This window comes from Pseudomonas sp. 2, from assembly GCF_056627435.1.
This window is the reverse complement of the sequence record NZ_JBWXNG010000021.1, coordinates 91,708-114,377: the sequence shown is the minus strand read 5'-3', so window position 1 is coordinate 114,377 and position 22,670 is coordinate 91,708. Positions and strand designations below refer to the sequence as shown.

The following is a 22,670-nucleotide window of genomic DNA, read 5'->3' as shown; positions in this document are numbered from 1 at the left end:
ATGTTGACCTTCCTCGGCTTCGCCATGGTCGTCGCCTTCATGTACCTGATCATGAGCAAACGCCTGTCGGCGCTGATTGCCCTGATCATCGTGCCGATCATTTTTGCCCTGTTCGGCGGTTTCGCCAGCGACATCGGCCCGATGATGCTCGCCGGCATCAGCAAACTCGCGCCCACCGGCGTGATGCTGATGTTCGCCATTCTCTACTTCGCCCTGATGATCGACTCGGGCCTGTTCGACCCGGCCGTGCGCAAGATCCTTCAACTGGTCAAGGGCGACCCGGTCAAGGTGTCGGTCGGCACTGCCGTACTGGCGCTGGTGGTTTCGCTGGATGGCGACGGCGCCACCACCTACATGATCTGCGTGGCCGCGATGCTGCCGCTGTACAGCCGCCTAGGCATGAGCCCGCGGATCATGGCCGGCCTGATCATTCTGGCGGGCGGCGTGATGAACATGACGCCATGGGGTGGCCCGACCGCCCGTGCCGCCAGCGCTCTGCACGTGGACCCGTCCGACATTTTCGTGCCGATGATTCCTGCGATGCTGGCGGGCGTGATCGCGATTCTGGTGATCGCCTATTTCTACGGCAAACGCGAACGTGCGCGTCTGGGTGAACTGCACCTGCCGGGCGATGAAGTCGACCACAGCGAAATCAGCGTCTCGCAATTCCCGGAAGCCCGCCGTCCCAAGCTGATCTGGTTCAACGGCGCACTGACCCTGGCGCTGATGGTCGCGCTGATCATGGGCCTGCTGCCGCTGCCGGTGCTATTCATGATCGCCTTCAGTATCGCCATGATCGTCAACTACCCGTGCCTGCAGGCGCAGAAAGACCGCATCGCCGCCCACGCCGGCAGCGTGCTGGCCGTGGTGGGGCTGATCTTCGCCGCCGGTATCTTCACCGGCATTCTGTCCGGCACCGGCATGGTCGACGCCATGTCCAAGAGCCTGCTGGCGGTAATTCCAGAGGCGATGGGGCCTTATCTGGCGGTGATCACAGCGGTGGTCAGCATGCCGTTCACCTTCTTCATGTCCAACGACGCGTTCTACTACGGCGTGTTGCCAGTGCTGTCCGAAGCCGCTGCGCACTACGGCATCAGCCCGGTGGAAATGGCCCGTGCCTCGATCGTCGGCCAGCCCGTCCACTTGCTGAGCCCGCTGGTGCCTTCGACCTACCTGCTGGTGGCCCTGGCCGGGATCGAATTCGGCGATCACCAACGCTTTACCCTCAAGTGGGCAGTGCTGGTGTGCGTGTGCATACTGATCGCCGCGCTGCTGATGGGCATCTTCCCTGCGTTCAGCAGTCTATAAACTCAATTGCACCCCGGCCTTTGCACCTGTAAAAGCCGGGTAACCACAAAGCTCAAAGGAAAACCTGATGGAATGGCTGACCAACCCTGAGATCTGGGTTGCTTTCTTGACCCTGACCGCGCTGGAAATCGTGCTGGGCATCGACAACATCATCATGATCTCGATCCTGGTCAGCCGCATGCCCAAGGCCATGCAGCCGCGCACGCGGATCTTCGGCCTGGCGCTGGCAATGATCACGCGCATCCTGCTGTTGCTGTCGATCACCTGGGTGATGCGCCTGACGGCCGATCTGTTCGTGGTCTTCGGCCAGGGCATTTCCGGTCGCGACCTGATCCTGTTCTTCGGTGGCCTGTTCCTGCTCTGGAAAAGCTCCCAGGAGATCTACCACGGCCTGGAAGGCGAGGAAGAAGAACTCGAGGAGCCGAAAGGCAAGGGCGGCGCGTTCCTGTACACCATCGTGCAGATCGCCATCATCGACATCGTGTTCTCGCTGGACTCGGTGATCACCGCAGTCGGCATGGTTTCCCACGTACCGGTCATGGTCGCGGCGATCATTGTCGCCGTGCTGATCATGATGCTGTGCGCAGGCGTGATCAGCGACTTCATCGACAAGCACCCTTCGCTGAAGATGCTCGCGCTGTCGTTCCTGATCGTGGTCGGTACCGTGCTGATCGCTGAATCCCTGGATTTCCACGTCCCCAAAGGCTACGTGTACTTTGCCATGGCGTTCTCGCTGGCGGTGGAAGCCATCAACATCAAGATGCGCACCACCCGTGCCAAGAAGAAGGCATTGAAGGACCCGGTGAAACTTCGCAAGGATGTTCCGGGTCAATAAGACCCGATGCTGTGCAGATGAATGAGAACGGGGCATTGAGAGATGCCCCGTTTTTCGTTTGGTTTACGCAGACTACCTGTGGCAGGGAGCTTGCTCACGAATGATCGCATGCCCGCCGCATAGATAGGGTCAGATACACCGTCTTCGTGAGCAAGCTCACTCCCACAAGTGTCGGGCCCGGACGTTGAGATTCCAAATGACTGGTTTGTTACAGATTTGTTTCAAGAAATAATCGTCTGTGCCATGCTGGCAATAAGGCCTCGGGCCGACTAAAGCTTTAGTTGAGCGTGCTCATCACCATAAGACCCAAACGCTGTCGCTCGCTACACGCTGTACCTTCAATCCTTGCCCATTGGGCAACCTACAGGGGGCTTTTTGTATGCTGACCCTGCTCGATTTGCTTTCCGCCGTCGCGCTGTTGATCTGGGGCACACACATCGTTCGTACGGGCATTCTGCGCGTCTATGGCTCGCAACTGCGTCTGGTGATTGGCCAGAACATGTCCAAGCGCCCGCTGGCCTTCATCGCGGGGATTCTGGTCACCGCCCTGGTGCAGAGCAGCAACGCCACCGCCATGCTGGTGACCTCGTTCGTCGGCCAGGGCCTGATGACCCTGACGCCTGCGCTGGCGATCATGCTCGGTGCCGACGTCGGTACGGCGGTCATGTCTCGAATCCTCACCTTCGACCTGTCGTGGCTCTCGCCGCTGCTGATTTTTCTCGGGGTGATTTTCTTTCTGTCGCGCAAACAGACCCGCATAGGGCAGCTGGGCCGGGTCGGGATCGGCCTGGGCCTGATCATTCTGGCGCTGCAACTGATCGTCACTGCCGCGGCGCCGATCACTCAGGCCGCCGGGGTCAAGGTGCTGTTCGCCTCGCTGACCGGCGACATTCTGCTCGACGCCCTGGTTGGCGCCATGTTTGCGCTCATCTCCTATTCGAGCCTGGCGGCGGTACTGCTGACCGCGACCCTGGCCGGTGCGGAAATCATCAGCCTGCCAGTGGCCATCGGCCTGGTCATCGGCGCCAACATCGGCAGTGGCCTGCTGGCGTTCATGAGCACCAGCATGCAGAACGTCGCCGGGCGCCAGGTGGCGCTGGGCAGCCTGCTCTACAAGCTCGTCGGCCTGTTGCTGATCATCCCGGTGCTGACCCCGCTGGTGCACTGGATGGACACGCTGGACTTGAGCCCGTCGAGCCTGGTCATCAGCTTCCACGTGATCTACAACTCGCTGCGCTGCCTGATCATGCTGCCCACCGTCGGCCCCATGGGCCGCCTGTGTGCGTCGATCCTGCCGCAACCGGCGGAGGTCAACGGGCAGGCCAAACCCCGGCATCTGGACCTCGCGGCGCTGTCCACACCCAGCCTGGCGCTGGCCAATGCGGTGCGCGAAACCCTGCGCATCGGCGATCTGATCGAAAGCATGCTTGGCGCCATGCAAGAAGTGCTGCGCGGCAATCAGACCGCCGTGACTCAGGAAGTGCGTCGGCTCAACGACGAGATCGAAGTGCTCTACAACGCCATCAAGCTGTATCTGGCGCAGATGCCGCGCGAGGACCTGAGCGATCAGGACAACCGCCGCTGGGCCGAAATCTTCGAGCTGTCGATCAATCTGGAACTGGCCAGCGGCCTGATCGAGCGTATGCTGCGTAAGGTCCAGCAACAGAAGACCGCCCAACGCCGCTCGTTCTCGGAAGTGGGTCTTGAAGAACTGTCCGGGTTGCACGAACAACTGATGGCCAACCTGCGCCTGGGGCTTTCGGTGTTCTTGAGCGGCGACCCGGAAAGCGCGCGCCAGTTGCTGCGGGAAAAACGTCGTTTCCGGGCACAGGAGCGGCGTCTGGCCCATGCCCATGTCAGCAGACTGCAACGTAAAATCGTGCAGAGTATCGAGACCAGTTCGTTGCATCTTGAGCTGATCGCCGACATGAAACGTCTGAACTCCATGTTCTGCAGCAGCGCCTATGCCGTTCTCGAAACCAGCGATACCGGGGCCTTGTCCAGCGAAAGCGAGCCTGAACAATCGAGGTGAACGCCAGGGCCGGTCTGAAGTCTGTTACACATACCGGCCCGCAAGGAAGCCCGTTTTTATGCGTTGCCTGCTGTTCGTTTGCCTGCTTCTGACATCCCTATCCTCCATGGCCATCGACCGCTTTCGCGTGGAAGGTTATGTATTGCCCAACGGTTTGCAGCTGCTGCTCAAGCCGGCGGAAAAAGGCCATGTGTCCATTCGCCTGGTGGTAGGCGTCGGTTTCGACGACTTTCCCTGCCAGGACAAGGAGCTGCCGCACCTGCTCGAACACCTGCTGTTCAGCGGCATCGACGATTCCGGCGAAGGCGGCCTGGAACAACAGATGCAGGCGCTGGGCGGGGAGTGGAACGCGTTCACCAGCAACACCGACACCACCTTCGTGATCGAAGCCCCGGCGCAGAACCAGCGCAAGGTGCTGGACCTGCTGCTCGACGTGCTGACCCACACGCAGATCAACCAGAGCAATCTGGACACCGCCAAGCGCATCGTCGAGCGCGAAGACGGCGGCCACTATTCCCACCTTCAGCGCTGGCTGGACAAGCGCGACCTGGGCAACAGCGCCGGTAATCAACTGGCCGTGGAGCTGGGCCTCAAATGCGCCGAGCGCCCGGAAGTCGATCACCTCACGCTGGAGCAGATCGAACACATCCACGACAACTGGTACGCCGCCAACAACATGACCCTGATCATCGTGGGTGATCTGGACAAACTGCTGCCGGCGTATCTGGAACGCACCTATGGTCAGCTCAATGCGGTGGACCCCAGCGAGCATCCGCAACTGGCGGCCGTGAGCGAAAAGGCCGACCCCGAGCGCACGCTGATTCGTGGCTTTCTGGGCGACGGCGCCAAGTTGCACCTGCTGTTCCCGGAACCGGACATGGGCGAGCAGCACGATGAAACCCTCGACCTGGTGAGGGCCTATCTGGACTGGGCGCTGTACAGCGATTTGCGTCTGGACAAAGGCTTGTCCTACGGCCCGTCGGCAGACCGGGAGGCGTTTGGCGACACTGGGTTCCTGACCCTGAACGCCGACCTGGATCGCGACGATGTCGATGCTGCCGTGACCGCCGTACGGGCAATGCTCGAGCGACTGCGCAAGGAAGGCATGGACCCGGCCACTTTCGCTCGCCTGCAACAGGCGGCAATCGCCAAACAGGCCTGGGCGGTGCAGGGCAACAGCGCCCTGGCCGACTATTACTGGGGCGCGCTGAACGACTACGAGGACGGCCGCTTCGAAGACCCGGCCAAACGCACACGCGCGGTCAGCCTGGACCTGGCCAACCGCGCCATGCGCCAGTTGCTGGCCCAGCCGGGGTATCTGCGCATCGAGAAGCCGCTGGTCAGTTATGACGAGTTGTATGAGATCGGGTTAGGGTTGCTGGCCCTGATCGCGGTGCTGATCGTGTGGCGCTGGCGCGCCCACAAAACACGCCCTTTGTAGAGGGTTGCATCAAACCTGTGGGAGTGAGCTTGCTCACGAACGGCGGGCGCAGCCAACATTTTCATGGCTTCACCGAAGCATTCGTGAGCAAGCTCACTCCCACAAAGCAAGCGTTGAGGTTGTAACTCATGAGTGTTGGTATCCTTCCCGGGATTTTTCCTACAACGAAGTGATGACCGCAATGCCCGACTTCAACGCCCTTTTACAGAACTCCCTGGTACAGCGCGTATTGGAGTTCATGAAACGTTACCCGGGGCTGATCGCGCTGTTCGGGTTTTGCTCAGGTGTGGCCAGTTTCATCATGGTCGACCGCCAGTCCCGGCCGGGCAGCTGGATTGCGGCCATCCTGCTGATCAGCTGGCTCTGGCTGATGGTGGAAAACAGCGCGGTCAGGCTGATCGCCAGGCTGTTCAAACGCGAAATTCCCCAGCCGCTGCTGCGTTACGCGACGCAGATGATCCACCAGGAAAGCCTGTTTTTCGTCCTGCCGTTCTTCTCCATCACCACCACCTGGAACAGCGGCCAGCTGGCGTTCACCGGGTTGCTGGCCATCGCCGCGCTGATCTCGATCATCGACCCGCTCTACTACAAATGGCTGGCGCCGCGCCGCTGGCTGTTTCTGGCCCTGCACACCCTGACGCTGTTCGCCGCTTTGCTCACGGCGATGCCGATCATCCTGCACCTGACCACCGCAGAGAGTTACAAGATCGCGCTGATCGCTGCCGTCGTGCTGTCGTTCCCCAGCCTGGCGTCGAGTTTCCCGATCAACTCGTGGAAACGCGGCCTGGGTCTGGTGGTGATGACCCTGGCCATCGGCGGCGCCGGCTGGCTGCTGCGTTCCTGGGTGCCGCCGGCGACGTTGTGGCTGACGGAAGTGGCGGTCAGCACGAAATTCGACAACCAGAACCGCACCCCCGGCGAGAGCATTCAGGCGATCGGCGTCAATCAATTGCGCAACGGCGGGCTCTACGCCTACACCTCGATCAACGCGCCGCGCGGTCTGGATGAGCGGATTTATCACGTTTGGCGCCACAATGGCGAAGAAGTTGATCGAATCGCACTAGACATCCGCGGTGGACGTAAGGAAGGCTATCGGGCCTGGACGCACAAACAGAATTTTCCACCGGATGTGCTGGGTAAATGGCAGGTGAGGGTGCTGACCGAGGATGGCCAGATGATCGGCGTGTTGCGCTTCGAAGTGACCGACAGCACCGATCCTGCCGTGACCCGGAAAAAGATCACGCCTGCGGGCATCAAGCCCGGCGCAGACACCTTGAGCCCGGATGATCCGGACGCGGAAAAATCCGATGACAATGGGCCAGCCGACGACTCATCCGCCCCGGCCAAAACCAACTAAGCTCGTCGCTATGACATCGATCACCCACCTTGCTGTCGACACGCCGAAGGCCCAGGGAACCGTCTCCCTGGACACTTCGACCCAGCCTGCGCGGCTCTGGATCAGCGGAGACTGGACGCTCGCCCACTATCACCTGCTCAAGCGCCAGACCGACGCCTTGAGCGCAGGCTTTGGCGCCGATACCCAGGTGGACATGAGCGCGCTGGGGGCGCTGGACACCGCCGGAGCGTCGTTGCTGGTCGAGTTGCTGGGCGTTCAGCGCCTGCGCCTGCTGGCAGTTCAAGCGCCCAATCTGCCCGAATCCAGCCGCGCCCTGATGCAGACGATCCAGAGCGCCCTGTGCGATTACTGCCAGCCGCAGAAGGACCCGGAAGTCGCGGTCGGCACTCAACTGCTGGCGCGCATCGGCTCGGCGGTGGAAGTCATCTGGCGAGACACCCTGCAATTGCTTGGCTTCGTCGGGCTGATCCTGCAAACCTTCGTCACCACGCTGTTTCGCCCCAGGCGCTGGCGCACCACCTCGGTGATCGCCCATATCGAGCAGATCGGCCTGGACGCCGCGCCCATCGTCGCGTTGCTGACCTTCATGGTCGGCGCCGTCGTGGCGTTTCTCGGCGCCACCGTGCTCAAGGCCTTCGGCGCGACGATCTTCACGGTGGATCTGATCGGCTTCTCGTTCCTACGCGAATTCGCCGTGCTGCTGACCGCGATCCTGCTGGCAGGCCGCACCGCCAGTGCCTTCACCGCGCAGATCGGCTCGATGAAAGCCAACGAAGAACTCGACGCCCTACAGACGCTGGGGCTGAGTCCTACAGAAATGCTGGTACTGCCCCGCGTGCTGGCGCTGCTGATCTCACTGCCCATGCTGACGTTTCTGGCGATGATCTGCGGCATCGTCGGTGGCGGGGTGGTCTGCGCGCTGTCGCTGGATATTTCCCCGGCCATGTTTCTCTCGCTGATGCAGGCCGACATCGGCGTTCAGCATTTTCTGGTGGGCATCGTCAAAGCGCCGATCTTCGCCTTCTTCATCGCCGCCATCGGCTGCCTGGAAGGCTTCAAGGTCGAGGGCAGTGCCGAATCCGTGGGCGCTCATACGACATCGAGCGTGGTGCAGTCGATTTTCGTGGTCATCGTGCTGGATGCACTGGCCGCGATGTTTTTCATGGAGCTCGGCTGGTGACTCGACGTTGTGTGCAACCCAGTGAAGCGGTGATTGAAGTGCGCGGCCTGTGCAACCGGTTCGGCCCGCAGGTGGTGCATGAGAACCTCGACCTGGACCTGTATCGCGGGGAAATCCTCGCGGTGGTCGGCGGCTCGGGCAGCGGCAAGTCGGTGTTGCTGCGCAGCATCGTCGGCCTGCAGAAGCCGGCTGAAGGAAGTGTCCGAGTGCTGGGGCAGGACCTTCTGAACCTGCCTGCCAAAGCCCGCTCGCAGGTTGAAAGACGGGTCGGCGTGCTGTTTCAGAAAGGCGCGCTGTTCTCGTCGCTGACCATCACCGAAAACGTCGCGCTGCCGCTGATCGAGCATGCCGGCTTGAGCCGCGAGGAAGCCGAGCACCTGGCCGGGATCAAGATGGCGCTTTCCGGCCTGCCGCTGTCCGCCGCGCATAAATACCCGGCGTCGCTGTCCGGCGGCATGATCAAGCGCGCCGCGCTGGCCCGCGCACTGGCGCTGGACCCGGACATCCTGTTTCTCGACGAGCCCACGGCGGGCCTCGATCCCATCGGCGCCGGGGCGTTCGACCAGCTGATCCTGACCCTGCGTGATGCGCTGGGCCTGAGCGTGTTCATGGTCACCCACGATCTGGACACCCTCTACACCATCACCGACCGCGTTGCGGTGCTGGCTCAGAAACGCGTGCTGGTGGCCGATAGCATCGACAAGGTTTCAGCGACCAACGACGCCTGGATTCACGAATACTTCCATGGCCCGCGCGGCCGTTCGGCCTATGCAGCGGCCACCCACCCACACGAGGTCTCATGATGGAAACCCGCGCCCATCACATTCTGATAGGCCTGTTCACGGTGATCGTGGTCGCCGCCGCGCTGCTGTTCGGCCTGTGGCTGGCCAAGTCCAGCGTCGACACGGCATTCAAGGATTATCAGGTGGTGTTCAACGAGGCCGTGACCGGCCTGTCCCGGGGCAGCCCGGTGCAGTACAGCGGCATCAAGGTCGGCGATGTGGTCAACCTGCGCCTGGACCCACAAGACCCGCGCCGCGTGCTGGCGCAGATCCGCCTGAGCGGTGAAACCCCGATCAAGCGCGACACCTTCGCCAAACTGGCACTGAACGGCATCACCGGCACCTCGATCATCCAGCTCAGCGGCGGCACGCCCCAGAGCGAAGTGCTCAAGGGCGAGAACGGCAACCTGCCGGTGATCATTGCCTCGCCATCGCCGATTTCGCGACTGCTCAACGACAGCAACGACCTGATCACCGGGGTCAACGTGTTCCTGCACAACGCCAACGAGCTGCTGTCGTCGAAAAACGTCGAGGCCTTGAGCAAGACCATGGAGCATCTGGAACAGACCACCGCCGTGATCGCTGACCAGCGCGACGACATCCGCCAGACCCTCAAGCAACTGCTGGCGCTGAGCAAACAGGCCAGCACCACGCTGGACCAGACCACCACCGCCATGCGCAACGCCAACATTCTGTTCACGGTCGACGGCAAAAACGCGATCGCGACCGGGCAGGCGGCCATGATTTCGCTGCAACAAAGCACCGACACCATCAATCAGCTGATCAAGGTCAACAAGGACTCGGTCGACGGCGGCCTGCAAGGCCTGGGCGAACTGGGCCCGGCGATCCGCGAGCTGCGTGAAACCCTGGCCTCGCTGAAAACCATCTCCCGCAGCCTGAATGCCAACCCCAGCGGCTACCTGCTCGGTAGCGACAAGACCAAGGAGTTCGAGCCATGAGGCTTGCCGGTTTTTCCTTCAATCGACCCTTGCTGGTGAGCGCGCTGGTGGCGGCCGCCTTGTCGCTGGGCGCCTGTTCGATCCTGCCCAAACAGGAGCCTTCCGACACCTATCGGCTGCCCACCGCCATGACCGGCAACAAGGCCGCAGCGCCCGCGCCATGGTCGCTGCGCATCGCCAAGCCCAAATCCAGCGAGACCCTGGACAGCCCGCGCATCGCCGTCATCCCCCAGGGTGATGTGATCAGCAGCTACAAGGGCGCGCGCTGGAGCGATCCGGCGCCGGTGCTGCTGCGCAACCGCCTGACCGACGCTTTCTACCGTGATGGCCGCGTGCAGTCGATCAGCACCGACGACAGCAACCTGCAGGCCGATTTCGAGCTGGGTGGGGAATTGCAGGCGTTCCAGAGCGAGTACCGCGGGCAGGCCATCGAGGTGGTGATTCGTCTGGATGCGCGGCTGGCTGACGATCGCCAGCGCATCGTCGCCAGCCGCCGCTTCGAGGTGCATCAGCCGGTGGCCGACAAGCAGGTTCCCGCAGTGGTGGCGGGCTTCGGCCAGGCCAGCGATACGCTGGCCGCCCAGGTGCTGCAGTGGACCCTCGAACAGGGCCAGCAGCGTTACACCGCCGAGGCGAAGAACCAGTAGCAGACGCAGATCGCGGCCACCACGCCCGCAAACTCGGCCAGCAGCGCACAACCCACGGCATGGCGCGCGCGCTGGATGCCGACCGCGCCGAAGTACACCGCCAGCACGTAGAAAGTGGTTTCGGTGCTGCCCTGAATCGTCGCGGCCACCAGGGCCGGGAAGCTGTCCACGCCTTGGGTTTTCATGGTCTCGATCAGCATGGCGCGGGCGGCGCTGCCGGAGAACGGCTTGACCAGAGCGGTGGGCAGCGCGTCGACGAAGCGGGTGTCCAGGCCCACCCACTGCACGGCATGGCGAATGCCTTCGAGCAGAAGATCCAGCGCGCCCGAGGCCCGCAGCACCCCCACGGCGCAGAGCATCGCCACCAGATAAGGCAGCAGGTTCTTGGCCACGTCGAAGCCTTCCTTGGCGCCTTCAACAAAGGTTTCGTATACCTTGACCTTGCGCAGCGCGCCGACCACCAGAAAGATCATGATGATGCCGAACAGCGTCACGTTGCCCAGCACCGATGACAGGCTGGCCAGCGCTGTGGCCGACAGCCCGGCGAGAATCGCCATGAAGCCGCCGAGCAATAAGGCGCCCGGTACCAGATAGGCCAGCACTACCGGGTCCCACAGCCGCAGGCGCTGCATGAACGCCACCGAAAGCAGGCCCACCAGCGTGGAGGCGCTGGTCGCCAGCAGAATCGGCAGAAACACCATGGTCGGGTCGACGGCGCCTTGCTGGGCGCGGTACATGAAGATGGTCACCGGCAGCAGGGTCAGCGACGAGGCGTTGAGCACCAGAAACAGAATCTGCGCGTTGCTCGCCACGGTCTGGCTGGGGTTGAGTTCCTGCAGCGAGCGCATGGCCTTGAGGCCAATGGGCGTGGCAGCGTTGTCCAGGCCCAGGGCGTTGGCGGCGAAGTTCAGGGTAATCAGGCCCAGGGCAGGGTGGCCGCGGGGCACTTCGGGCATCAGGCGATGGAACAGCGGCGCCAGGACCTTGCCCAGCCAATCGACGATCCCGGCCTTTTCGGCGATGTTGAGAAAGCCCAGCCACAGGGTCAGGGTGCCGAACAACAGGACCATGACCTCGACCGACAGCTTGGCCATGGCAAAGATGCTCTCGACCATTGCGGCAAAGATGCCGGCGTTACCGCCCACCAGCCATTGAGCCAGCGCAGACACTGCTGCGACCACGAAAAAACCAAGCCATAGGCCGTTGAGCATCAGTCAATCCCCTCGCTAGATGCGGGGATGATAGCGGCGCACACGAAGCTCGCACAAACACCCCTACCTGTAGGAGCGAATTCATTCGCGACAAATGGATCAGGCGACATGGATGTGTCGCCTGAAACGGCCGTTCGCGAATGAATTCGCTCCTACAGGGTGTACGGCGTGGATCATGAACGGGTGAAAAATCAACGGTTCGAGAACAACAAACCCCGGACAGGCCGGGGTTTGTGGATGACGCCTTGGCGATCAGTCGGTGGTCGACTGGCCCGCAGGCATCGCTTGCTTGCCGCTCATGTGCGGCAGGGAGTTGTAGTAACGCTCGCCCTTGGCGTCGTCGTACATGCCTTCCCAACGGGCGATGACCAGTACCGCCAAGGCGTTGCCGATCACGTTCAGCGCGGTGCGCGCCATGTCCATGATGCGGTCGACACCGGCGATGAACGCCAGGCCTTCCAGCGGAATACCGACGCTGCCCAGGGTCGCCAGCAGCACCACGAAGGACACGCCCGGTACACCGGCGATGCCTTTGGAGGTGACCATCAGGGTCAGTACCAGCATGATCTGCGTGCCCACCGACAGGTCGATGCCGTACAGCTGGGCAATGAACAGTGCCGCGATGCTCTGGTACAGGGTCGAACCGTCGAGGTTGAACGAGTAGCCGGTCGGCACCACGAAGCTGCTGATGGCCTTCGGCGCGCCGTAGGCTTCCATCTTCTCGATCACGCGCGGCAGCACGGTTTCGGAACTGGCGGTGGAGTAGGCCAGCACCAGCTCATCCTTGAAGATGCGCATCAGCTTGATCACCGAGAAGCCGAACAGGCGAGCGACCAGGCCCAGCACCACGAAGGCGAAGAAGGCGATGGCCACGTAAACCAGGATCACCAGTTTGGCCAGCGGCAGCAGGGAGGCGAAACCGAAGTTGGCGACGGTCACGGCGATCAGGGCGAATACGCCGATCGGCGCGTAGTTCATGATCATGTGAGTGACTTTGAACATGGTTTCCGAAACGCCCTGGAACACCTTGACCAGCGGCTCGCGCACTTCGGCGTTGAGGCTGGACAGACCCAGGCCGAAGAACACCGAGAAGAAGATGATCGGCAGCATTTCGCCACGGGCGACGGCGGCGAAGATGTTCGACGGGATCAGGTTCAGGATGGTCGCGATCAGCGCGTGGTCATGCTGCACCTCGGAAGTGGTCTTCTCGTAGGAAGAGATGTCCACGGTGCCCAGCGTGCTCATGTCGATGCCGGTGCCCGGATGGAACACGTTGGCCAGCAACAGGCCGACGATGATGGCGATGGTGGTGACGACTTCGAAGTAGATGATCGTCTTCAGGCCGATGCGGCCCAGTTTCTTCGCGTCACCGACACCTGCGATACCGACCACCAGGGACGAAATCACGATCGGGATCACGATCATCTTGATCAGACGGATGAAGATGTCGCCGGCAGGCTGAAGGATATTGCTGATCCACCACGCTTTTTCAGCGCTGAAGTGGTTGAGCAGTGCTCCCAGCGAGATGCCCAGGACCAGACCGATGAGGATCTGCCAGGCCAGGCTCAGTTTTGCCTTCTTCATTTCAATAACCTTTGTTGTAGTTGGCGAGAACAGCTTCCATCGACACCTTCGCAGACGCTCTTGTGAAGCGGCCGGTTGGCGCGAATGCCCTTGAAACTGTTCAGAGAAGGTCACCGCAAGTGAGCGTCCGAGCTCTCGGCAGGCGGAAAAAAGGCGCAACTATTCCGATGCAAGGGGCCACCGTCTAATGCCGTAAATGCCTACCTCATGCCGAATCGGTATGAGAAAAATCAAATACTTAGCAAAATACGCCCCAAAATAGAGCATTTGGGACCAGTACAAAAGTGCTGAGAAGTGGCTAAAACGTCGCCTGTAGCCGGGTCAAGGGCCTCAATGGCATGGCAAGTGACAAATTGGCCATGTTCGACCGGCTCAATGGGTCGCGAAGGGCTTTTCTCGATATACGGTCAGAAAGGAGGTCAAACGAGGGGGAAAAACGATTGCGCGTCGCAAGTCCATGATCGGATCGCCTTGTGAGCGTGGCTCTGACGATGGACTTGCTTGGCGGCTTGCCTGACCCGGCCCACGAATGGGAGCACTCCCTGTGCACCTGGAACGCTGCGACCACTCCCTTGGTCAGAACGCTCCGGCCCCTTGGTCACGCGCAAACCCTCCTCGGGCTGCGCGGCTGTCGGGAAGACCAATGCTGGTTCGCCTTCCTTCATTCATTCAAATCAGTACCAGTTCGGATCTTTCTTGAGCTGTTCCTTCAGCAGGCCCTGCATACCCTCATCGGGTTTGCCGAGAAACCGGTAATCGGCGTGCCGGGTTGGCGACTTGTCCGCTGACAGACCTGCCGGAACCTCCACAAGCATCGCGTAGGCGTGGGACTTGTCCAGGCTGAACGCAACGATCAGGCGTTTGTTGATGCAAGTGTCCTGGGTTTCGCACAGCGGCCCCACCAGATACTTGTCACCGTCCTCGGTCACCGCATTCATCTGCTCGGACGTGCCGGACAGATTGATCACCCAATCGGGCAAACGTTCCTCTTTCTTCACTACACTCGACCAGGTCTGGCGATATTCAGGGTCAGAACTCAACAGCTCGTTGACCCGCGCCTGACCGTCGTTGGCCGCCATGGCCCCCGCACTGGCGCTTGCGAGAAGCGCCAGCGTCAGTGCATGGAAATGCTTGCCAGCCATGGTCAGCCCCGTCCGCGACGACCGAAGAAGAACGACACGACGAACATCACCAGGAACACAATAAAGAGAATCTTGGCGATACCCGTTGCGGTGCCTGCGATACCACCGAAGCCCAGAACCGCTGCGACGATGGCGATGATCAGAAATGTGATTGCCCAGCTCAACATGGTGATTCTCCTTACCGTTTTTGATTTCTCGTTCTAACTGCACCCAGGTGTCGGGAACGACCCGGGGTGAAGGTCACGTCTTCGAGCACAGTGCTCAGAAGACCCAACTCTGCTGACGCGGCGCCTCATCAATGGCAGCTGCGGCGTCTTCGACCGGCTGCATGCTCAGCGCCACATCACTGGCCTTCAGCGCACTCGCCTTGGCGAATGGCGCGCTGTGGGTGTAGATCGGCTGGACTTGAGCGGCGTCCTGGGTCTGGGTCCAGTGATTGAACTGCTGAAAGATGATCAGCGTGACCATCAACGCCAGGCTGGCGAACAGACCCTGCTGCATGTGCAGAGGGGAGATGCGCAGTTGGGCGAGGCGTTGGATGTTCATTCGGTGGGCTCCAGGTGATCTTGTTGCCTGATGATGCAGGCTTGCTACCTGGAGAGAGTGCAGCTGCTGTGCCAGCTTTTTTCAGAAGACAAAATCGTTATAAATCAACAAGTTAAATAGACAGGAAAGATAGATCTTACAAGCAGGCTGCACGATTGAACATTTGCCATCGTGCGTATTGCACGACATCGACGGCGGGTAAATTACTTGTGGGAGTGAGCTTGCTCACGAATGCGGTGTGTCATTCACCATTGATGTGCCTGAACCAACGCTTTCGTGAGCAAGCTCACTCCTACAGAGGGGCGTGGTCATGCTCAACCCGCACTACGCGCCACCACCCGCAACGTATCGGCATCCACCCCCTTGACCCCGCGGATGTTGCGCGCAATCTCCACCGCCAGCTCCTTCTCGGCGTAATTGGCCACCACACCGTCCAGGCTCACCACGCCGTCCTTGGTCTGGACCTTGATGTTCAGGCCATCGAGCGTGCGGCTATAAATAAGGCTGGATTTGACCTTGCTGGTGATCCACGCATCGCTCAGCTCCTCCTTCACGCTGTTGGCGGTGGCTTCGTTCTGCTCCTTGATCGCCTGGGTATCGCGCGCGCTGACGCTGATCAGGTTGTTCACCTCGGTCACGCCGTCGGTGTTACTCGCCAGGCTACCGGCCAGTTGCTTGGCATCAGCGTCCTTGGCCTGGCCTTTCAAAGTCACCACGCCCTGATTGGCGCTCACATCGATGTTCAGGCCCTCGGTCACGCTGTTCCACAACAGCTTGGATTTGATCGTCGCCGTCAGCGTCGCATCGTCGAAACGCTGGGCCATGTTGGCCTTGGTGCCCGGTTCGGACGCGACTTGCGGGTCGATCTCCAGCTGGTTGTCCACCTTGTTGATGCCTTGGGCATCGCTGGCGATCTGCGTGGCCAGGTCTTTGTCGACCTGATTTTCCACCTTGCCCTTGAGCGTGGCCGTGCCCTGTTCGACCTGCACGCTGATGTTGAACGGGCTCAAGTGGCGATTGAGGGCGAAGGCAGTCCAGATCGAGCCTTCCTGACGCGCCTGCTGCAATTGCGTCTGCAGATCGCCCTGTGCCGCCTGAACCGTGACAGGCGCCGCTCCCAGGAGGCTGGCGGCGGTGAGAGCGAGGGCGAGTGTATTCAGCGGGCGCATAGCGATTCTCCAGACATTTGCAAAAGGTACTCATGGAAAGACTTTGCATTGGCCCGGATGTTCTGTCGGGTGTTCCCTGCGCCGCTGTAGCCCAACGCTCAAGCCTGGAGCGGCGCAGGTTTCAGGCGCTGCAAATCAAGGGGTTATCGGTTTTTTCGGTAGATCGCTACCATGCCGCGCGCGGAATCAATCAGAATGAACCATGCAACTTGCCCGATCTTTCCGGGACTAACCAAGACAATTCACTTAGGAGCGTAGGAAAAATGGAAGCAGCCACTGAGAATCAGGGCCGTATTCTGCTTGTGGATGATGAATCCGCCATCCTTCGCACCTTCCGTTATTGCCTGGAAGATGAGGGCTACAGCGTCGCCACCGCCAACAGCGCAGCACAGGCCGAAGCCCTGCTGCAGCGTCAGGTGTTCGATGTCTGTTTTCTGGATCTGCGTCTTGGGGAAGACAATGGTCTGGACGTGTTGGCGCAGATGCGCATTCAAGCGCCGTGGATGCGCGTGGTGATCGTCACCGCGCACTCGGCTGTGGACACTGCGGTGGACGCCATTCAGGCGGGCGCGGCGGATTACCTGGTCAAGCCGTGCAGCCCGGATCAGCTGCGTCTGGCGACCGCCAAGCAACTGGAAGTGCGCCAGCTCTCGGCGCGTCTGGAAGCCCTCGAAGGCGAAGTGCGCAAACCCAAGGACGGCCTGGATTCCCACAGTCCGTCGATGATGGCGATCCTGGAAACCGCGCGCCAAGTGGCGAGCACCGATGCCAACATCCTGATTCTCGGCGAGTCGGGCACCGGTAAGGGCGAGCTGGCTCGCGCGATTCATGGCTGGAGCAAGCGCGCGAAAAAAGCCTGCGTCACCATCAACTGCCCGTCGCTGACCGCCGAGCTGATGGAAAGCGAGCTGTTCGGCCACAGCCGCGGCGCATTCACCGGCGCCAGCGAGAGCACGCTGGGCCGGGTCAATCAGGCCGATGGCGGTACATTGTTCCTCGATGAAATCGGCGATTTCCCACTGACGCTGCAGCCCAAACTGCTGCGCTTCATCCAGGACAAGGAGTACGAGCGCGTGGGCGACCCGGTCACCCGCCGCGCCGACGTGCGCATTCTGGCCGCCACCAACCTCAACCTTGAGGACATGGTCCGCGAAGGGCGCTTCCGTGAAGACCTGCTCTATCGCCTGAACGTGATCACCCTGCACCTGCCGCCCCTGCGCGAGCGCAGCGAAGACATCCTGACCCTGGCCGACCGTTTCCTGGCGCGCTTCGTCAAGGACTACGGGCGCCCGGCGCGCGGTTTCAGCGAAGATGCACGCAGCGCGCTGCTCAACTACCGCTGGCCGGGCAACATTCGCGAACTGCGCAACGTGATCGAACGGGCGAGCATCATCTGCCCGCAAGAGAAAGTCGAAGTCAGCCATTTGGGCATGGGCGACCAGCCGACCAACAACTCGCCGCGGGTCGGTGCGGCGATGAGCCTGGACGAGCTGGAGAAAGCCCACATCGGCGCGGTGCTGGCCACCAGCGACACCCTGGACCAGGCCGCGCGCACACTGGGCATCGATGCATCGACGCTGTACCGCAAACGTAAACAATACAATCTGTGACCGGTCACCCATGAAGTTGGCAATGAAACTGCGTACCCGGCTTTTCCTCAGCATCTCGGCGCTCATCACCGTCGCCTTGCTGGGATTGCTGCTGGGCCTGATCAGCGTCATGCAGATGGCCACGTCCCAGGAATCGCTGATTCAGCACAATTTCGCCACGTTGGATGTCGGCCTGAAGTTGCGGCAGAACCTGGGCGATCAGCTGGTCATCCTGCTCAAGGACAACAGCGATCAGGCGGCCCTGCTGCAGGATCAGAAAGCCTTCCAGGCGCTGCTCGCCCAAGGCATCGATCACGACCTGCAAACCAGCGGCCACAGCGGATTCGAGCCGGTCAGGCAGGACTTCGCGCAATTTCTCGATGCACTCGGCAAATCCAGCGATCCGGCCAACGCGATCAGCAACGACATGGCCGTGATCAACGCCTTCAACGCCGTGCGCAATGACTTGGTCGAGGCGCATCGCCAGGCGCTGGAGAACATCACCCACGCCCAGAGCGCCTCGCAGACCAAAGCCTTGTGGGTCGCCGGGCTATTGGGCCTGGTCGGCCTTGCGGTGCTGGTGATCGGGTTCATCACGGCCCACGGCATCGCCCGGCGTTTCGGCGGGCCGATCGAGGCGCTGGCCAAGGCGGCGGACAACATCGGCCAGGGCAATTTCGACGTGACCCTGCCCATTTCCTCGGCCTCGGAGATGAACCAGCTGACACGCCGCTTCGGCATCATGGCCGAGGCCCTGCGCGAGCATCAGGTGACCAACGTCGATGAACTGCTGGCCGGCCAGCAACGCTTGCAGGCCGTGCTCGACAGCATCGACGATGGCTTGTTGATGATCGATCGCCAGGGCCGGCTGGAGCATTTGAACCCGGTGGCCCAGCGCCAACTGGGATGGGAAGAGAGCAAGCTGGGGCAGACACTGGGCGAAGCGCTTGATCGGCCGGAGATGCAACAGCAGTTGTCGCTGGTACTGCGTGGTGGCTCGCTGGAGCGCGCGCCGGAAGACCTGTCCATCGAGATCGACGGCGAGACCCGGTTGCTGACCTACAGCATGACGCCGGTGAGCCACACCAAGGGGCATATTCTCGGCGCCGTGATGGTGTTGCACGATGTCACCGAACAACGGGCATTCGAGCGCGTGCGCAGCGAGTTCGTCCTGCGCGCGTCTCACGAGCTGCGCACGCCGGTCACTGGCATGCACATGGCCTTCGGGCTGTTGCAGGAGCGCGTGCAGTTCGCCCCGGACTCGCGCGAGACCGACCTGCTCAAGACCGTCAACGAAGAAATGCAGCGTTTGATGCAGCTGATCAACGACCTGCTGAACTTCTCGCGCTATCAGAACGGCCTGCAGAAGCTCAACCCCGAGCCGTGCGACGTCAGCGAGTTGCTCAATGCCGCGCGCCAGCGGTTCGCCGAATCGGCGCAGGAGCAGGACGTGATGGTGCTGCTGGAAATGCAGGAGCCCTTGCCGCGCCTGCAGGCGGACAAGGCCCAACTCGATCGCGTGCTGGACAACCTGCTGGACAACGCCCTGCGCCACACCCCGCAGTCAGGCCTGATCCGCCTGCAGGCACGGCGACATGGCGAGCGTTTGATCATCAGCGTCGACGACAACGGCGAAGGCATTCCCTACGGCCAGCAGGCGCGGATCTTCGAGCCGTTCGTACAGGTGGGGCGCAAGAAAGGCGGCGCGGGCCTTGGCCTGGCGCTGTGCAAGGAAATCGTGCAATTGCATGGCGGGCGCATGGGTGTGTATTCGCGGCCGGGGCAGGGAACGCAGTTTTATATGGCGCTGCCGCTTTAATCAGGCGACATCATCGGCCCGCCGTCCGGCGTTGCGCCGCCCGCCGGTAACCAACTCGGTAAACTTCGCCGCACTCAAGGGCCGTGCGAACAACCAGCCCTGGCCGTAGATCACGCCTTCGCTCTTGAGCAACAGCGCCTGGGATTCGAACTCGATGCCTTCGGCGATCACCCGCAGCTCCAGCGCATGGGCCATGCGAATGATGTGTGGCGCCACACCGCTGCTAGCGGCATCGTGCCCCAACGCGTCGATGAACGCCTTGTCGATCTTCAGGCAGTCCACCGGCAGTGTCTGCAAATAGGCGAGGCTGCAATACCCGGTACCAAAATCGTCGATCAGCACCTGATGCCCACGATCGCGCAACGCCTGCAGGTGATTGCGGGCGATCACCACATCCACCAAACCGCGCTCGGTGACCTCGAACGCAATCTGCCGAGGCGCCACACGGTGTAGCGCCAGAAGCTTCGCCGTCACCCGGCCGATGCGCGGCGCCATCACATCGCACGCGGCCAGGTTCACTGAAACATAAAGATGCGGATTCGCCCTGAGCAACTGACCGAGTTGCTCCAGCAATTGCTGCAGGACGAAATCGGTGATCTGCCGGATCTGCCCTGTGTTCTCGGCGAGCGGGATGAACAGGTCCGGACTGGTCAGTGTGCCGTCGGGTCGTCGCCAGCGCACCAAGGCCTCAGCGCCCACGCACTGGCGGGTGTTGAGGTCGAAAATGGGTTGATACAACACCTTCAGCTCGCCCCGGCGCAAAGCACCGTGCAACTCGCCGCCCAGCGACTGCCGCTGGCGAACCAGTTGCAGCACCAGAATGCCGATGCACAGCGACACCAGCACACTGGCCGGGACCAGCAGCCACCAGGCGCCGGTGACCTTTTCCTGCAAACCGCTGCGCGGCGTGATCAGCACCAGTTGATAGTCGGGGTTCTGCGTGGGCATGCGGTAGACGAGCTTGTCCTGGGTGGTGCTCAGCGTCTCGGTAGAGGTGGGCGACCAGTCAGGCGTCGGCGGCCAGGCCTGGGCAGGCCCCAACACCGGAACAGCCTTGGTGCCTTGATCCAGCACCACCACCAGGCTGCCGCCGGGGGGCAGGTCCACCACATCGGTCAGGTGCCCGCGGGAGGTCGATACGCGAAACTCGCCGCGCCCCAGCATCAGCGAAGCCAGGTTGTCATCCGGTTGAGTGGAGGTATTGAGCCAGTAGTCGTAGGTCGGCCCGCGAATGTCCGGCGCCCTTGGCTTGCCGATCATGCTCTGGCGCGTCCAGCTGGAACAGAACTGCGTGTCGTCGACGTAGGCGACTTCATAGATGAAGCGATAGCGCGAGTTGACCTGACGCAACTGCTCGATCATTGCCGGGCCGCAGCCGCGCAGGGGTTGCGCTTCAAGCTGGTCGAGCCCGGCGCGCAGCTGCCCGAACAGTTGATCCAGCCGTACCAGAAACCGCTCGCCCTGAGCGTTCATCTGCGCGCTTTCTTCCTGCCGCGCCTGATGCATCGCCAGGCCGAAACTGCACGCCAGCAGGACGACAGCACTCAACAACGCGGCCAGCAGTGCCAGGAGCGAAGGGCGATAAAGAGCTGAGCGCAACTGCGATGACGCCGTGAACATCGGTTGATATCCAGATGAATACCAGTGAGGTATAGCAACAAGCGCGCAAATAGCCCGCCAAAAACCGACATTACGGGTAATTTAGTGCCTGAGGTTCAGCACCTGAAGAATAGCTGCACTTTGCAGATCCGGTTCGCCGTCGAATTTCTGCGGTCGGTAATGCATCTGGAACGCGGCCAGCACGTGACGCGTGGCGATGTCCCACTCGCCGGTCTGCGGCGTCGGATAACCGAGCAATGCCAGTTGCTGCTGGAACCAGGTCGCGCTCGGCACCACACCCATCATCTCTGACTGACGCTGAGCAACCTGAGCCTCGTCCGGCCAGATGCCCAGGCCTTCCTGCGCCAGGCGCTTCCAGGGGAACAGCGGCCCCGGATCGAGCTTGCGCAGCGGCGCGATGTCGCTGTGGCCGATCACATGTTTAGGTTCGATATTGTTGCGCTTGACGATGTCCTTGAGCAGTACGATCAGCGCCTGGATCTGCGCTTCGCTGTAGGGATACCAGAGGCGCCCGGTGGGCGTGTCGCGATAACCCGGATTGACGATCTCAATGCCGATGCTGCTGGAGTTCAGCCAGGTGCGTCCGTCCCACTCGCTTTCACCGGCATGCCAGGCGCGCCGGGTTTCGTCCACCAGCTTGTAGGTTGTGGCCGGGCCATCGCCGATCAGGTAATGCGCGCTGACCTCACCATGGGTCAGCAGCTCCAGCGAGCGTTCCAGCGAGGCAGAGGTGTAATGCACCACCACGAACTGCACGCGGCTGTCGAAATTGGCGGAAGGGTGGCTGGTGTCCAGCTTCGGGCCGGTGGAGCAGGCCGTCAGCAGCGTCATCAGCAAGAGTGCAGCAAGGAATTTCATCGTGTCGTGCCGGGCAGGTTTGGCAGCATCATAACGTAATAATGTACGGTCGTAAAAAAGCGCCAGAATGGCAAGGCCCCGCAACCAGTACGGGGCCTTGTGATTAGCGAATGCACATCAACTGAAAGCTCTGAGAAGTGTCACCTGACGGGCCGCTTTTGCCCGGCATCATACCCAGTACATTAATTTTTTGTGCTGTTGCGGCGTTGCCCAATTTCACATTCGCGTAGTACAGACGATCTGTATCACCGGTATCCGTTGTAGATGCAGAGCAGAAACTCGGCGCCTTGTTGAAATAACCGTCCGCAAAATAGACTTCATAAGTGGCAAAGTAGTCTTTCTGATTGATCAACTTGACGCTCTTGATCCACGCACCGTCCTGACGTTCCACCTTGCCATCGCGATCAATGCTCGCCGTCAGGATTTTCGAAGCCGCCATCGCCTGACCGCCCAGAGCCAGCGCCCCCGCGACCAGAATGGATTTCACTGCAAAATTCATAAAAATTCCCTTTTTTTCAAACCGAATGCCCACAACTTATATGGATAACACTCAGGTTGATAATCACTGATTTTTTGACTAACGACCCTCCA

20 protein-coding genes are annotated in these 22,670 nt (G+C 61.3%); 11 read left to right on the top strand and 9 right to left on the bottom strand.

Going from position 1 to position 22,670, the window contains the following annotated elements:
• From AC1MEK_RS26810 to AC1MEK_RS26770, 9 genes are all read left to right on the top strand, one after another.
• The gene (locus AC1MEK_RS26810) at positions 1–1,308 is read left to right on the top strand and encodes a CitMHS family transporter (protein ID WP_480399270.1); all 1,308 of its coding nucleotides are present in this window, start codon (positions 1–3) and stop codon (positions 1,306–1,308) included.
• Positions 1,309–1,375: 67 nt separating this feature from the next.
• On the top strand, positions 1,376–2,143 hold the full coding sequence (locus AC1MEK_RS26805) for a TerC family protein (RefSeq protein ID WP_480399269.1): 768 nt from the start codon (positions 1,376–1,378) through the stop codon (positions 2,141–2,143).
• 379 nt (positions 2,144–2,522) lie between these two features.
• Positions 2,523–4,175, top strand: a complete 1,653-nt coding sequence (locus tag AC1MEK_RS26800; protein WP_480399268.1) for a Na/Pi cotransporter family protein — start codon at positions 2,523–2,525, stop codon at positions 4,173–4,175.
• 58 nt (positions 4,176–4,233) lie between these two features.
• Positions 4,234–5,616, top strand: a complete 1,383-nt coding sequence (locus tag AC1MEK_RS26795; protein ID WP_480399267.1) for a M16 family metallopeptidase — start codon at positions 4,234–4,236, stop codon at positions 5,614–5,616.
• 181 nt (positions 5,617–5,797) lie between these two features.
• On the top strand, positions 5,798–6,973 hold the full coding sequence (locus AC1MEK_RS26790; RefSeq protein WP_480399266.1) for a DUF5924 family protein: 1,176 nt from the start codon (positions 5,798–5,800) through the stop codon (positions 6,971–6,973).
• Between the two features lie 10 nt (positions 6,974–6,983).
• Complete coding sequence (locus AC1MEK_RS26785; protein ID WP_480399265.1) at positions 6,984–8,153, top strand: ABC transporter permease; 1,170 nt, start codon at positions 6,984–6,986, stop codon at positions 8,151–8,153.
• 11 nt (positions 8,154–8,164) lie between these two features.
• Positions 8,165–8,956 carry an ABC transporter ATP-binding protein gene (locus tag AC1MEK_RS26780; protein ID WP_480399284.1) on the top strand — a complete coding sequence of 264 codons (792 nt, stop codon included), beginning with the start codon at positions 8,165–8,167 and terminating at the stop codon, positions 8,954–8,956.
• Positions 8,956–9,894: an MlaD family protein gene (locus AC1MEK_RS26775; protein ID WP_480399283.1), complete on the top strand. Its 939-nt coding sequence runs from the start codon at positions 8,956–8,958 to the stop codon at positions 9,892–9,894. The genes AC1MEK_RS26780 and AC1MEK_RS26775 overlap by 1 nt, the downstream gene beginning before the upstream one ends.
• Positions 9,891–10,541 carry an ABC-type transport auxiliary lipoprotein family protein gene (locus AC1MEK_RS26770; protein WP_480399264.1) on the top strand — a complete coding sequence of 217 codons (651 nt, stop codon included), beginning with the start codon at positions 9,891–9,893 and terminating at the stop codon, positions 10,539–10,541. The genes AC1MEK_RS26775 and AC1MEK_RS26770 overlap by 4 nt, the downstream gene beginning before the upstream one ends.
• Here the strand turns inward: AC1MEK_RS26770 and AC1MEK_RS26765 are convergent.
• The 6 genes from AC1MEK_RS26765 to AC1MEK_RS26740 form a co-directional block, all read right to left on the bottom strand.
• Positions 10,514–11,752: a nucleoside recognition domain-containing protein gene (locus tag AC1MEK_RS26765; protein ID WP_480399263.1), complete on the bottom strand. Its 1,239-nt coding sequence runs from the start codon at positions 11,750–11,752 to the stop codon at positions 10,514–10,516. The two genes, AC1MEK_RS26770 and AC1MEK_RS26765, sit on opposite strands and share 28 nt — an antisense overlap.
• A gap of 252 nt (positions 11,753–12,004) precedes the next feature.
• Positions 12,005–13,336 (bottom strand): glutamate/aspartate:proton symporter GltP, encoded by a 1,332-nt coding sequence (gltP, locus tag AC1MEK_RS26760; protein WP_480399262.1) that lies wholly within the window; start codon positions 13,334–13,336, stop codon positions 12,005–12,007.
• Between the two features lie 674 nt (positions 13,337–14,010).
• Entirely contained in the window at positions 14,011–14,478 is a 468-nt protein-coding gene (locus AC1MEK_RS26755; RefSeq protein ID WP_480399261.1) for an inhibitor of vertebrate lysozyme family protein, read from the bottom strand.
• Between the two features lie 2 nt (positions 14,479–14,480).
• Positions 14,481–14,645, bottom strand: coding sequence for a DUF1328 domain-containing protein (locus tag AC1MEK_RS26750; protein ID WP_025257796.1), 165 nt, complete (start codon positions 14,643–14,645; stop codon positions 14,481–14,483).
• Between the two features lie 94 nt (positions 14,646–14,739).
• Positions 14,740–15,024 carry a hypothetical protein gene (locus AC1MEK_RS26745; protein WP_480399260.1) on the bottom strand — a complete coding sequence of 95 codons (285 nt, stop codon included), beginning with the start codon at positions 15,022–15,024 and terminating at the stop codon, positions 14,740–14,742.
• Between the two features lie 314 nt (positions 15,025–15,338).
• The gene (locus tag AC1MEK_RS26740) at positions 15,339–16,193 is read right to left on the bottom strand and encodes a BON domain-containing protein (protein WP_480399259.1); all 855 of its coding nucleotides are present in this window, start codon (positions 16,191–16,193) and stop codon (positions 15,339–15,341) included.
• Between the two features lie 263 nt (positions 16,194–16,456).
• On the opposite strand from AC1MEK_RS26740, the gene algB reads away from it, so the two are divergent.
• Both algB and AC1MEK_RS26730 read left to right on the top strand, forming a co-directional pair.
• A complete protein-coding gene (gene algB / locus AC1MEK_RS26735) occupies positions 16,457–17,803 on the top strand; it encodes a sigma-54-dependent response regulator transcription factor AlgB (protein ID WP_480399258.1) in 1,347 nt (448 codons plus the stop codon).
• 10 nt (positions 17,804–17,813) lie between these two features.
• Positions 17,814–19,601: a KinB sensor domain-containing domain gene (locus tag AC1MEK_RS26730; protein WP_480399257.1), complete on the top strand. Its 1,788-nt coding sequence runs from the start codon at positions 17,814–17,816 to the stop codon at positions 19,599–19,601.
• Here AC1MEK_RS26730 and AC1MEK_RS26725 read toward each other — a convergent pair whose 3' ends face one another.
• From AC1MEK_RS26725 to AC1MEK_RS26715, 3 genes are all read right to left on the bottom strand, one after another.
• On the bottom strand, positions 19,602–21,221 hold the full coding sequence (locus AC1MEK_RS26725) for an EAL domain-containing protein (RefSeq protein WP_480399256.1): 1,620 nt from the start codon (positions 21,219–21,221) through the stop codon (positions 19,602–19,604).
• A gap of 81 nt (positions 21,222–21,302) precedes the next feature.
• Positions 21,303–22,079, bottom strand: a complete 777-nt coding sequence (locus AC1MEK_RS26720) for an N-acetylmuramoyl-L-alanine amidase (RefSeq protein ID WP_480399255.1) — start codon at positions 22,077–22,079, stop codon at positions 21,303–21,305.
• A 103-nt stretch (positions 22,080–22,182) separates the two neighbouring features.
• Positions 22,183–22,578, bottom strand: coding sequence for a hypothetical protein (locus AC1MEK_RS26715; protein WP_480399254.1), 396 nt, complete (start codon positions 22,576–22,578; stop codon positions 22,183–22,185).
• Between the last annotated feature and the right edge of the window lie 92 nt (positions 22,579–22,670).